Raw genomic sequence first — 12,811 nt, 5'->3', positions numbered from 1 at the left:
GACGATCCACTTATCAAACGTCAAAGGCTGTTCAGACGAACCGAGCCACTTCTCGGTTCACGGGAGAGCCCGTCAGAAGTTTGCTGAGACGGAAACGCCAAAGGTACGCGGCCGTCCGGCATACCGCACGGTTGTGTCGGTGATGCGTGTTGCATTGTTCCAGTAATACTCGTTGGTCAGATTGCGGACAAATACGCCGACCTTGTAGTTGTCGGCGATGTTCAAGCCTGCGCGCAGGTCCACCAGCATATAGTCATCGATTGTCAGGCCGCCTCGCCTTGTGAGATCGGCAGAGGGCGTTGCGCGCGCATCGCCCAGCACGGCCTTGGTGTCGCTCTGGTAGCTGATGTTCGCACCGATGTAGGGCGAGACGGTATCGCTTGCCGCCCATTCATACTGACCATCCATCAGGAGCTGAAACTCGGGCGTATAGGGGAAGCTCGACCCGGCAAAGTCGACCTGGTTGCCGTAAGAGTCGTAATTGACGAAGCTGCCCTTGATCTTTGTGTCCAGATAGGTCGCCCCGACGGTGAAGCGCAACCCATCGATGGGCGCAAGGTCGACCTGAAGTTCAGCGCCTTTGACCTCGGACTTGGGTACATTGACGAGCGCCTCAAGCGGACCGAAAATATCCGGATTGGCGACGACGCGGCCTTTGAACTGCTTGTCAGCATAGTCGTAGTAGAAGAGCGCGGCATTGATCTGTGCCGTGCGGTCCAGAACAGTCAGCTTTGTGCCGAGTTCATAGGCCGTCACCGATTCCTGCGTCACCGGGTTGAATTGGTTCGCTTCACTGGCCGAGAGCAGCGGGAAGCTGCCCGACTTGAAGCCCCTGCTGACGCTGGCGTAAATCAGCGCATCAGCCGAGGGTTTGAGATCGATGCCCGCCCGCCAGGAGATATTGTCTTCGTTCAACTCGTCGGTCACTTCCAGCACCGTCAACGTCGATGAATCGATCGTCACACAGGCGTTGTCTGCGATGGTGATGGGATCGAGCCCGGCGCCCGAGCGAATGACATTGAGGAGGCTCTCGATCCCCTGCCCCAGCGCATCGCCACGGTCTGCGGTACAGCCGGCAAAATCGATGTCGGTATCGGTATAGCGAATGCCGCCGTGAAGGGTGACCAGGTCGCCGATTTCATAGTCGACATTGGCGAAAAGCGCCTTGTTCACGAACTTCTGGCGCGCATACTGGCTGTAGATGAAGAATGGTCCGCTCAGCCCCGCGTCCACGAAATTATAGGCCGAGGTCGACTGGTCGTATGGCCCTGCATCGTCCTGCTGGTATGTTTTTTCGCGGGCATAGTTGCCGCCGATCATCCACGTCAGACCGCCTGCCTCGCCCTGGATACGCAGTTCCTGCGAGAAGGCGGTGATCTCGCCGGTTGTGTTGTAGAAATAGTCGCGCAACGAAACGCCATCGGGGTCGATGTCGGTGTCATGCGAATATTCCGACCAGCTGGTGATCGAGGTGAGCATGACCGTGTCCGACAGGTCGAGGTCGCCGCGCAGCGAGGCCTGGTAAAACCAGTTGTCGCGCTTGGGTGCCTGGCTATCGGTCCAGTCGGCATCCCTGTTGTTCTCGGGCGCAACCGGATAGGTTGCCAGATCACCCAGACGCGCCGGATTGCCTAGCGGCACCACCCCGATGAGCTGGGCGGCCTGCCCATCGCTCTTGTCGATGAAGCCGTTGAGATTGACTTCGAAACGCAGCGTGTCCGAGGGTTCGAAATCGAGCAGCATGCGCGCCGTTGTGAAGCGCTGGTCGCCCAGCTTGGCATCACGGGTATAGCTGCGCTGCCATGCCCCGCCCTGCACGGTCTGCACCGCCAGCCGCGCCTTTGCCGTATCGCCGAGCGGTCCGCTGACATGGCCGCTGAGGGTCACCTCGCCAAAGTTCTGTACGCTGGCCTGCACACCGCCTTCGAACCAATCGGTCGGTTTGGCGGCGATATAGTTGATTGCACCGCCCGTCGCGTTGGAGCCAAACAACGTGCCTTGCGGGCCTTTCAGGACCTCGACGCGTTCGAGGTCGAGTGTCGCGCCGCGCGTCATGATCGAGAACGGGATCGGCACCTGATCCTGATAGACGCTGACGGTCGGCTTCGCCGCCAGGCTGGTGTCGTAGAAGCCAACGCCGCGCAATGTATAAACCGGCGTTGCATAGGCGCTTTCGGTATAGTTGAAGCCCGGCACGATCTTCACCAGATCCGACACGTCGGTGACGCCCTGGTTCGCCAACTGGTCGCCCGATGCGGCAGTGATCGATAGTGGTACGTCGTTCAGCGATTCCGACCGCTTCTGTGCGGTCACGATAATTTCCTGCAGGCCCTGCGTTGGCTGGGCGGTCTGCCCGACATCGGCTGGGGGCGGTGCCTCCTGCGCGGCAGCATTGCCGGCAAGTGCCAATGCCGAAACCGACGCGGCAAGCATCATTGCTGTCCTCATTGTCCCTCTCTCCTTGTTGCATGGGCGCCCATCTCCGGACTCTAACTCCGGCACAGGCACCTGTTTTTATGTTGAAATTTTGCTCAGGCCTTGCGGAAGCGAACCGGGAGGCTCTTGTAACCGCCCACAAAATTGGTTTCGACGAGCCTGGGCGGCCCGGCGAGTTCGATTGAGGAGATATGCGGAAGCAGTTCCTCGAACAGTATTCGCATTTCCAGTTTGGCAAGGTGCTGGCCGAGGCACATGTGCTGGCCAAAGCCGAAGGCGATATGACGGTTCGGGCTGCGGGTGATGTCGAAGCGGTCGGGGTTTTCGAACACCGCCTCGTCGCGATTGCCCGAAGGGTAACAGACCATAAGACGGTCCATCGCCTTGATCGCCTGTCCACTCACCTCGGTGTCCTGCGTGGCATTGCGCATGAAGTGCTTGACTGGACTGGTCCAGCGGATCGCTTCATCGACAAGGCCGGGGATCAGGGACGGATCGGCCTTCACCTTCTCGAAATTCTGCGGGAACTCGATCATGCCATGCATACCACCCGCGACCGAGGAGGAGGTCGTATCATGCCCTGCGGTGGCGATTGCGACAAAATAGCCATTCGCCTCGTCGCGGCCGATTGGCGCACCATTGATCCGCGAATTGGCAATCAGGGTCAGCAGATCGTCCCTGGGTTCGGCCCGGCGTTTTTCAGCCAGCACATCGAAGTACTGGAAGAAGTCCTCCAGCGCGGCTGCCCACATCTTGGCCGCCGCAACCGGATCTTCCTTCACCTCTTCGCGCTGCTCCTCGGGGTCATGCCCGCCGAAGAACTCCTGCGTCAGCTTGAGCATCTTGGGCTCGTCTTCAGGCGGAACGCCAAAGAGGGTCATGATCACGCGAAGCGGGTAGTGCAGCGCGAAATCGCGCACGAAATCACACTCACCATCGAAGCTCAGGAAATTCTCGACCGATTTGCGAGCCAATTCGCGGATCTGGTCTTCCAGCTTGCTGATCTTGCCGGGCAGAAACCAGTTCGCTGTCAGCATCCGATATTGCTGGTGAACCGGCGGGTCCATGTAGGTGAGAGAGGCAAGACCGCTGACCGATCCGCCAGTCATCTCACGGGTGAAAGCGTCGGATGCGCGATCATTCAAGATCGGATTGAAATCCGCGTTGTGAAAGAGCTTTGCATCCTTTTCGACCGTGCGGATGTCGGCATGGCGCGTGACGATCCAGATGGGATCGTAGCCCTCCACTTCGGCGACCCCCAGGGGCATGTTCTCGCGCAACCATTTAAAGGCATCATAAATGACCGCATCATCGGCGTAGGACTTGGCCGCAATGACGGTCTCCGCGATGTGCTGGGGTATGAGGGGACGCGAGGTCGTCTGCGTTGCCGAAGCCATATCTATCTCCCGAACCGCGGCTGTCACGCCACTTTTTGCGTATGCCATATACGTAAGTTAGGGTGCTGATTTTGGTCAAGAAGCAAAATGGTCCAACCAATGAAACTGGCGTGCGACCAGTTCTCTGATTGCAAGGATTTGGCGGAAAATCGCAGATGCTCGTTCGAATAATCGAATGTTCGATTGAAGATCGAATGCCGCGTTCAGCTGTCGATGCGCTTGGGGTGGCCCAGTGTTCGGCTCTCCGACATATCGCGCGCGTGCTGGATCGCATCGACATGTCGGAAAAAAGCGCGGCGACGCATGAGTCCAAAGAAGTTCAGCATGAGCGGCATCGCAACCTCAACCATGCGCGCCGCCTCCTCGACATCCATTCGGCCTTCGACGTGATCGAGGAAAGTCTTGGCTTCCCAAGCACCGACGAAGTCCGATGCCTCGACGTAGAAGCCGAGAATATCGGGTGAGTAGTCCAGCGTCTCGTCGAAACCGGCCTCGCGCATGTCGCCCCAGATGCTGACGAGTTGCGCGGAGGTCAGGCTCAATGCCTGTCCTTGCTCGGTGTCGATGATCTCAATGATCCCGATATCGCTCAAGGTCCGGGCGTCCTGGCGGGCCTTGGGATAGCGCTCGACAAGCGAGTCCAGCGGAACGGGGGCCTGATCCGAGGCATCACGGTGAGCAACGAGAGTCTCCAGATCGTCGAAAGCGCTTTCATTGACGCCCTCTCCGATGATGCTCCCCGTCACCAGAGTCTTGATCTGCGCGAGCGTAAGCCTGTTTTCGCGCTGGAGCCGCCGCACCGCCTGGATCGCTTCGACATGCTGCTCGCCGTAATCGGCCACTGTCCTGCCACTTCGTTCGGGCTGAGGAACAAGGCCTTCGCGCAGGTAAACACGAATCGTTTCCCGATTCACGCCAGTCGCTTTTTCCAGTTCCTTCATCTTCATGCGCAGATCTACAGCATGCAGCGCGGCGCTTCGCAAGATAGGCGCAGCCTTGTTGCCGCGGTGACTTGCGACAGATCAATGCCGTTCGATAACCTATTAACCTAATCGCACCAAGAAGAGAGGTTGGACCATTGAGCCAACCCTTGTCACCACTTGCAACGCAGAATACCGATTGCTGGAAAACCAGCGCATAAGGCGAAACAGAACAATGCCAAAACCGGCAAGAAACCGTGGAGCGGCAAGCTTCAAACCGATCAAGACGCAGCGTGCATTTGAAGCGGTGTGCGATCAGGTGCGCCAGATGGTGGCCGATGGTACGCTCAAGGCTGGGGACAAGCTCCCGGCTGAGCGGGAACTGGCGACGCGCTTCCAGATTAGTCGCAACGCGGTGCGCGAGGCGCTGCGCAGCCTCGAAATGTCGGGGGTCATCCGCAATGAAAAGGGGGTCAAGGGCGGCGCCTTCATCCAGACGGCCGAGAACGAGCATGTGGCGCAAGCAATGCAGGACTTCGTCCACCTTGGAAAAGTATCGCTTGATGAACTGACAGAGGCGCGTCTGGGCGTTCAGGCCATCGTGGTGCGGCTGGCTTGCGAACGCGGTACAGAAGCCCATTTCGACAGGCTTGCCGCGACTGTCGAACAGACCCGGATCGAAACCGATGTCGAGGCGCGCTATCGCTGTGCGGTCGAATTCTACCAGATCCTGGCTGAAGCAACGGGCAACCGGATTTATGCGCTGTTCGTGGGCGCTTTGTCCTCGATCCTGCAGCAGTTCGTGGCCGGTCCGAATTACAAGACGCTGCAGGAAGCACTGATCGATTCCCGTCACCGCCTTGTCACCGCCCTGCGTGAACGGGATTGCGACACTGCCGTGGCGGAAATGACCGCCCATCTCGATCGCATTCATCAGCACATGCAGGAAAACGCGGCGCGTTAGGCACCGCGCTCCTGCATGGTTGATCCAATGAAGACCGCTTGCATTCTCGCCGTCAATTTCTATAGGTAGGACCATTAAGCCTTTAGAAGTGGAGAGCGGCGTGGAAGAAAAGACGGCGGGTGCCCTCGACGGGATCAGGGTGCTGGATTTCACTGCCGTAATGGCCGGGCCATTTGCCACGCGGATGCTGGCCGATCTTGGCGCTGAAGTGATCAAGATCGAAACGATGCAGGGCGGAGACCAGGTGCGCGCCCGCCCCCCGTTGCGCGATGGCAAAAGCCGCTATTTCGCGCAGCTCAATGCGGGAAAACGCAGCCTGGCCTGCAACCTCAAAAGCTCTGAGATGCAGGAGACCATTCGTGAACTGGCCAAGCAGTGCGACATTGTGGTCGAGAACTTCCGCCCGGGCGTGATGGCACGCTTCGGCCTCGATCATGAAACGCTGTGCAAGCTTAACCCGCGCCTGATCTACTGCTCGATTTCGGGCTACGGACAGCTTGGCCCCAAGGCCCATTCGCCCGCCTATGCCCCGGTTATTCATGCCAGCAGCGGCTTCGACATGACCAATCTTGAATATCAGGACGATGCCGACAAGCCAGCAACCAGCGGTATCTTCATCGCCGACGTACTGGGCGGCACCCACGCGTTCGGCGCGATCCAGACCGCGCTGTTTCAGCGCGAACGCACCGGCAAGGGCCAGTTCATCGACGTATCGATGCTGGAAGCGATGGTCGGCATGCTGGTCTATGAAACGCAGATCGCGCAACAACCGCTCGACCAGCGCCGCCCTTTGTACAAGCCGCTGCGCACCGCCGATGGCTTCATCATGGTCGCCCCCACCAGTCCTGCAAACTTCCTGAGCCTGATCAAGGCAATGGGGCGCGAGGAACTGGCGCAGGATTCACGCTTTGCCACCAATGCGGATCGCAATCTCAACTGGGATGCGCTGTTGGCCGAAGCCGAGAGCTGGACGCTGGAGCACAAGTCTGCGGAGGCGGAGGCCCTTCTGACTGCCGAGGGCGTACCATGCGCGGTCTATCGTACGGTCGAAGAGGTTTTGACCGACGAGCATCTCGCTTCGCGGAACGCCTTTGCGACGCTCGACGATGGCGCAGGGGCATTCAAGGTGACCAATCCGCCATTCCGCATGTCGGCATCGGCAACCCACGCCCGCGCCCATGTGCCCGCGCTTGGTGAAGATGGCGCCGCGATCATGCAGGACATATTGAAAATGCGGGACGATGAGATTGAATCCTATCGTCAAGACGGGGTGATGCTATAAGCGTGATGAAAATCCGCGCCGCAAAAACAGCAAGCGCCTGGGCGTCATCGGATTGAGGGGGAATGGCCGAAGTCTTCGAAATTAACATCCGGCACTTGCGCGGTCTGCTGGCGATTCACGAACATGGCAGCATCACCGCGGCCGGTTCGCTGGTCAATCTCTCGCAGCCTGCCCTCACCCAGGGCATCGCCAAGCTGGAGCGCCAGTTCGGCTACACTCTGTTCGAGCGGCTTTCGGGCGGCATGGTCCCGACGGCGATGGGGCGCATCGTGATCGAGCGGACCGAGGCAGCGCTCAAACATCTGGCCGACAGCGCACAGGGCCTCTCCAACGTCTTCAACAATCCCGAGCGCTTGATGACGATGACGCAGCTTCGCGCTTTTCTCGCGTTGGCCGATGCGGGCAGCTTTGCCGAAGCCGCGCGCAGCATCTCGATCTCACAGACCGCGGTGCACCGGGCAGTCGGCGACCTGGAGCTGGTCATCGGCACCGATCTGGTCGAACGGCGCGGCCGGGTCGTGTGGCTGAATGCCGCAGGCAAGAAACTTGCGCGCGGTGCCCGTCTGGCCGTGGCGGAGATACAGGCGGCGCTGGTCGATCTTGCGATCGACAGCGATAGTCGCAGCGAGCTGATATCGTTCGGCGCCCTGCCCCTAGCCCGGCCATTCATTGTACCCCGCGCCATGGCGGATATTGCCAGGGAAATCCCCAAGGCATCGTTCAAGGTACTGGAAGGCAACTGGAACGAACTGGTGGAGCCCCTCCGCGATGGAGTGATCGACATCATCGTCGGCGCCTTGCGTCCGCATGAAATCACCGACCTCTACCAGCGCCCCCTGCTCGATGACATGCTGGTGGTCGCAGCAGGCAGCCAGCATCCGCTCGCCTCTGTTGAACGGCCGACGATGGATCAGCTGCGGGCATATCCATGGATCGTGGCACCGGCGGGTTCTCCGCTCAGGAACCATTGGGAGAAGGTCTTTGCAGAAGGACCTCGTCCCGAAGCTCAGATCGAATGCGGATCGGTGATGATCATCGGTCGTCTATTGACCGATGCCAACTTGCTGACATTGCTGTCACCCGATCAGGTTGCGTTGCAGATCCGCAGCGGGCTCCTGACGCAGATTGGCGGTCCGCTGGAAGGCAGCCGCCGCGTCGTGGGCATTACCACACGCCGCAGCTGGCGCCCTACCGCAACGCAGCGCCTTTTCCTCGACAAGCTGGAACAGGCTGCGTGCGAGCGCAATTCCAACCCCGACCTGACCGGCACGTGGATCTGATCCACGTGCCGGAACTTCCAGGCCTTGGCGGTCAGTCGAGATCGATCCAGACCGCCTTCGTTTCCAGATATTCCTCGACATGGTGCGGGCCGGATTCACGACCGAAACCGCTCATCTTGTAGCCGCCGAATGGCACGCCCGGATCAAGCATCTGGTAGCAGTTGACCCAGACCGAACCTGCCTTGATCCCGCGCGCCATGCGGTGCGCCGTGGCAAGATCGCGCGTCCACACGCCGCTGCCAAGGCCAAAGCTGGTGGCATTGGCGCGGGCCAGAACCTCGTCGATAGTGTCGAAGGAAAAGGCCGACAGGACCGGGCCGAAGATTTCTTCCCGCGCGATGGTCATCGTGTCGGTGACATTGCCGAAGATCGTGGGCTCGATGAAATAGCCCGCGTCAAATCCATCGCCTGCCTTTCGCGCGCCACCCAAGAGCGGCCTTGCGCCCTCGCCCTCAGCACCCTCGATGAAGGCGAGAATGCGCTCCATCTGCGCCTGTGAAACGACGGGGCCGATCTGCGTGTCGGGGTCGAGCGGATCGCCCACCCGGATGCTGCGACTGTGTTCGACGAGGCGTTCCATGAATTCATCATGGATTGAGGACTGTACGAACAGCCGCGTGCCCGCGCTGCAGATCTGGCCTGCATTGGCAAAGACGGCGTTTGCGGCAGCCGGCACGGCCTTGGCAAGATTGGCATCGGCAAAGACGATATTCGGCGACTTGCCACCCAACTCTACGGTCACGCGCTTCATCGTCGGCGCAGCGGCTTCGATGATCTTCTGACCAACGCCGGTCGATCCGGTAAAGGCGATCTTGTCGACGTCGGGATGAGCGGAAAGCATGGCACCTGCATCGCCCAAGCCGGTGAGCACGTTGATAACCCCATCGGGAACGCCCGCCTCAAGACACAACTCGGCAAAGCGCAAGGCCGACAGCGGCGTCTGTTCGGCGGGCTTCATCACCAGCGTGCAGCCGGTCGCCAGAACCGGGCCGGACTTCCACACCGACATGCCGATCGGACCGTTCCACGGATTGATCGCCGCGACCACACCGATCGGCTCCTTCAGCGTGTGGCTGAGAACATCGCCCGGCACGGAATTGGGCAGTGTTTCTCCAGCGATCAGGGTGGCCTGCCCGGCGTAATATCGCAGCAGTCCCGCCGCACGCACCTTGCCCAGCCGGGTGCGCGAAAGCGGCGCGCCCAGGTCGAGCGTATCGAGCATCGCAAGCTCGTCCCAGTTCTCTTCGACGAGGTCGGCAAGGCGCAGCATGATAGCCTGCCGTTTGGCGGGCTTCATGCGGCTCCAGGGGCCGCTCAGAGCTTCACGCGCTACCCTGACCGCGTGGTCGACATCCTCTCTCCCGCCTTGGGCGACCTCGGCGAGCAGTTCGCCGGTCGCCGGATTGCGTGTTTCGAACCGCTGCCCCGAAGTGGCGGGTACGCGTTTCCCGCCGATCAGCATGTCCTGATATCGCGTGGCGATAACCGTATTTGCGTTCATGAATGAAGCTCCGTTTCTGCGCCGCGAGCCCTTGCGGCCCCTTGCACCTTGCGCTCTTCGAGAATGAAATCGGCGGCACGTTGGGCGATCATCATGGTGGGCGCGCTGGTATTCCCGCTGACAATCGACGGCATGACCGAGGCATCGATCACCCGCAGCCCCTTCACCCCGTGCACCCGCAGCCGCTCATCGACGACGGCAAGCGGATCTGTTGGCGGTCCCATCTTGCAAGTACCCGTCGGGTGGTAGGCGGTGTTGACGATCCTGCGCAGCGCCTTGTCCAAATCCTCGTCGCTGACATGTTCGGCCCCCGGCTCGATCTCATTGCCACGCATCGCCGCCAAAGCAGGCTGGCCGAAAATGCGGCGTGCCTCGCGAAAGCCTGCGATCAAGGTCGCCATATCGCGCGGATCGTCGAAGAAATTGGGTTCGATGATCGGCTTGTCCTCAGGCCGGTTGCTGGCCAGCCGCACGCGACCCTGGCTGTTGGGCCGAAGCAGCTGGATCAGCGCCATGAAGCCATGATCGCTGGGTACGACACGCGCATTGCCCTTCAGCCCGACGAGGAAGGTCATCTGGATATCGGGCCGGCCGCTGCCATCGGTGCAGACGAAGCCGCCGCATTCCGCGACGTTCGAAGCAAACATGCCCTCGCGCTTGAGCAGATACTGGAACGGGGCCAGCGCATTGCGCGGCAGGGCAGCGCGCGAATTGGCATAGGATTCGCCACTGGGATTTTCGACCGCGATATGGACGGTGGGATGATCTTCCAGATGAGCGCCCACGCCTGGAAGCTCGTGCACCGTCTCGAGGTTTACCGCGGCAAGCACGTCGCGATCGCCGATACCGGACAGCATAAGCAAATGTGGCGAGTTGGTGGTGCCGGCACTGACCAGAACTTCGCCATCCGCGTTCAGGACTTCGCGCCTGCCTTCGCGCTCGATCTCGACACCGGTGGCGCGGCCATCTTCGATGAGTATCCGTCGGACCAGCGTTTCCTCAAACACGGTGAGGTTCGCTCGCCCCATTGCCGGATGCAGGAAGGCGCGCGCCGCCGAAAGACGCGTGCCACGCCTCTGGTTCAGGTCATAGCGGCCAAAACCATCCTTGCGCGCGCCGGCAAAGTCATCATTGCGGTGATGGCCAGCCTGTTCGGCGGCATCGAGGATTGCAGCGGTGATCGGGTTGAATGAGGCCGGCTTCTCGACATCCAGCTCAGCGCCCTTGCCGTGCCATGGCTTGTCCGGCCCGTGGTAGTTTTCGAGCCGCTTGAACACCGGAAGCACGTCTTCCCAGCCCCAGCCGCGATTTCCGGCCTGGACCCAACCGGCGTAGTCCTCTTCCTGCCCGCGAATGTAGACGCCGCCGTTGATGGCGCTGCAGCCGCCAAACAGCTTGCCACGAGGAAAACCGATGACGCGGCCATCGATCGACTTGCCCCCGCTCAATTGTTGCTGCCAGTTGTAACGTGCGTGCGGGATCAGGAAGATATTGCCGACCGGCATGATGGTCTTGATGTTGACAGGCCACTTGCGGTCCGAAGGCCCCGCCTCGATCAGCGCAACGGAGATTGCCGGATCGGCGGACAGGCGGTTGGCCAGCACGCTACCGGCCGAACCGGAGCCTATGACGATATAGTCGAAGGAGCGCGTCATGCGGGCACCTCCTGTTTGCGCACAAGTCGCGGAATATGGCTGCGCACCACCAGGAATCCGACCGCGTTGACAAGCATCAGCCCGGCCAGCGCGCCGAAAAATGTCTGCGGACCGCCGCCGATCAGCCATGCCCCCGCGACCGCGCTGACGATGGCACCGGCACGGCCGGCAACGCCCATTGTGCCAAGACCACGCGCCCGGACACCGGTGGGAAATGCGTGTGCGCCTACCGCGAACATCGCCGACTGCGCGGCACTGGCAAACAGCCCCATTGCCACCAGCAGGCCCAGCATCGCCGTTTCATTACCCCCGTCTGTCATCGGCAGCACCGCCAATACCCCGCAAACCAATGTGCCCACGGTCGCCATCGCCACCAGCGTGATGCGCGAACCCAGCCTGATAATCGCAAACGACGCCAGCATCGCACCGATCACCCCGCCCATGTTGAAGCTGGTCAGTCCAAGGCTGGCTGCCTGAAGGTCATAGCCGCTGCTCGTCAGCATGGTGGGTGCCCAATTGAACATGAGATAGATCATGAACATGCCCGAGAACATGGCGAGCGCCAGCGCCAGCGTGTCACGACGGTGCGCTGCGCCAAACAGGGTGGAGAAAGGAAGCTTCTCGGCCTCGCCGTGTGTGCCGTGCGGAACGACCCCTGCTGGATCGGGATGCCCGATGCGCGTCATCACCTTCTCGAATTCGGCCCGTCTGTGTCGGCGGTCGAGCAGGTATTGCGGCGATTCCGGCAGGACGGACCAGAGATAGGCGACAAAGGCCATCGTGATTCCGCCGCCGAGATAGAACAGCCAGCGCCAGCCAAGCGTCGGCAGGATCAACGCCGCCGCAAGGCCGCCGAGCACGCCGCCAATCGAAACGCAAACCACGCCGAAGGTCACCGCCTGGCTGCGCCAGCGCGCGGGTGTGAACTCGGCGATCATGGCCGAAGCAGTCCCCGGAACACCGCCAAGCCCGACCCCTGCAAGAAACTTGAGCAACGCAACTTGCCACAGGGCTGTCGAAAGACCGGTGAGGAGCGTTGCAACACCGAAAATGCCGACGCCCATCAGCAGGGCCCCGCGCCTGCCGAACAAATCACCGATCACGCCGGATACTATCGTGCCGATCGCCATGCCGACGAAGCCCAGCGCAAAAACCATGCCCAGGGTATCGCGACTGATGCTCCATTCAGCGAGCAGCGACGGTGCGGCAAGGCCCAGCATCTGGTTATCCAGCCCGTCGAGCACGACGGTCGCCGCGATCATCAGCACCGACCATATCTGGTAATAGGACAGCGGCAGGGCATCGAGAAATCCGCCCTGCTGATTGCTGCTCAGCGTAACTGCCAAAACCCTCTCCTTAGGTTGAACCGGCCGGCC

At 60.9% G+C, this 12,811-nt stretch carries 9 protein-coding genes; 3 read left to right on the top strand and 6 right to left on the bottom strand.

Annotated elements, in window-relative coordinates; genetic code table 11:
- Positions 1-72 precede the first annotated feature (72 nt).
- The 3 genes from D2V17_RS18745 to D2V17_RS18735 form a co-directional block, all read right to left on the bottom strand.
- Positions 73-2,448, bottom strand: a complete 2,376-nt coding sequence (locus tag D2V17_RS18745) for a TonB-dependent receptor (RefSeq protein ID WP_220474163.1) — start codon at positions 2,446-2,448, stop codon at positions 73-75.
- Positions 2,449-2,531: 83 nt separating this feature from the next.
- Complete coding sequence (locus D2V17_RS18740) at positions 2,532-3,833, bottom strand: cytochrome P450 (protein ID WP_119594674.1); 1,302 nt, start codon at positions 3,831-3,833, stop codon at positions 2,532-2,534.
- 203 nt (positions 3,834-4,036) lie between these two features.
- Positions 4,037-4,780, bottom strand: a complete 744-nt coding sequence (locus D2V17_RS18735; RefSeq protein WP_119594673.1) for a MerR family transcriptional regulator — start codon at positions 4,778-4,780, stop codon at positions 4,037-4,039.
- Between the two features lie 172 nt (positions 4,781-4,952).
- Between D2V17_RS18735 and D2V17_RS18730 the strand changes: the two genes are divergently transcribed.
- From D2V17_RS18730 to D2V17_RS18720, 3 genes are all read left to right on the top strand, one after another.
- Positions 4,953-5,717 carry a FadR/GntR family transcriptional regulator gene (locus D2V17_RS18730; protein ID WP_245978815.1) on the top strand — a complete coding sequence of 255 codons (765 nt, stop codon included), beginning with the start codon at positions 4,953-4,955 and terminating at the stop codon, positions 5,715-5,717.
- Between the two features lie 100 nt (positions 5,718-5,817).
- Positions 5,818-6,999, top strand: coding sequence for a CaiB/BaiF CoA transferase family protein (locus tag D2V17_RS18725; protein WP_245978814.1), 1,182 nt, complete (start codon positions 5,818-5,820; stop codon positions 6,997-6,999).
- 62 nt (positions 7,000-7,061) lie between these two features.
- A complete protein-coding gene (locus tag D2V17_RS18720; RefSeq protein WP_119594671.1) occupies positions 7,062-8,279 on the top strand; it encodes a LysR family transcriptional regulator in 1,218 nt (405 codons plus the stop codon).
- Positions 8,280-8,310: 31 nt separating this feature from the next.
- Here D2V17_RS18720 and D2V17_RS18715 read toward each other — a convergent pair whose 3' ends face one another.
- Genes D2V17_RS18715 through D2V17_RS18705 form a run of 3 tightly spaced genes read right to left on the bottom strand, consistent with a single transcriptional unit; the run spans position 8,311 to position 12,781 of the window.
- Positions 8,311-9,780 carry an aldehyde dehydrogenase family protein gene (locus D2V17_RS18715; protein ID WP_119594670.1) on the bottom strand — a complete coding sequence of 490 codons (1,470 nt, stop codon included), beginning with the start codon at positions 9,778-9,780 and terminating at the stop codon, positions 8,311-8,313.
- On the bottom strand, positions 9,777-11,435 hold the full coding sequence (locus D2V17_RS18710; protein ID WP_119594669.1) for a GMC family oxidoreductase: 1,659 nt from the start codon (positions 11,433-11,435) through the stop codon (positions 9,777-9,779). Before D2V17_RS18710 ends, D2V17_RS18715 begins: the two co-directional genes overlap by 4 nt.
- Positions 11,432-12,781, bottom strand: coding sequence for an MFS transporter (locus D2V17_RS18705; protein WP_245978813.1), 1,350 nt, complete (start codon positions 12,779-12,781; stop codon positions 11,432-11,434). Before D2V17_RS18705 ends, D2V17_RS18710 begins: the two co-directional genes overlap by 4 nt.
- Positions 12,782-12,811: the final 30 nt, after the last annotated feature.

Origin of the sequence: Aurantiacibacter xanthus (genome assembly GCF_003584015.1) — a bacterium.
Classification (GTDB): domain Bacteria; phylum Pseudomonadota; class Alphaproteobacteria; order Sphingomonadales; family Sphingomonadaceae; genus Alteraurantiacibacter; species Alteraurantiacibacter xanthus.
This window is presented reverse-complemented; position numbering and strand designations above follow the sequence as displayed.

Coding starts and splice junctions, on each gene's coding strand:
- D2V17_RS18740 (WP_119594674.1), bottom strand. CDS start 3,833: ATGGCTTCGGCAACGCAGACGACCTCGCGTCCCCTCATACCCCAGCAC.
- D2V17_RS18745 (WP_220474163.1), bottom strand. CDS start 2,448: ATGAGGACAGCAATGATGCTTGCCGCGTCGGTTTCGGCATTGGCACTT.
- D2V17_RS18735 (WP_119594673.1), bottom strand. CDS start 4,780: ATGAAGATGAAGGAACTGGAAAAAGCGACTGGCGTGAATCGGGAAACG.
- D2V17_RS18715 (WP_119594670.1), bottom strand. CDS start 9,780: ATGAACGCAAATACGGTTATCGCCACGCGATATCAGGACATGCTGATC.
- D2V17_RS18720 (WP_119594671.1), top strand. CDS start 7,062: ATGGCCGAAGTCTTCGAAATTAACATCCGGCACTTGCGCGGTCTGCTG.
- D2V17_RS18710 (WP_119594669.1), bottom strand. CDS start 11,435: ATGACGCGCTCCTTCGACTATATCGTCATAGGCTCCGGTTCGGCCGGT.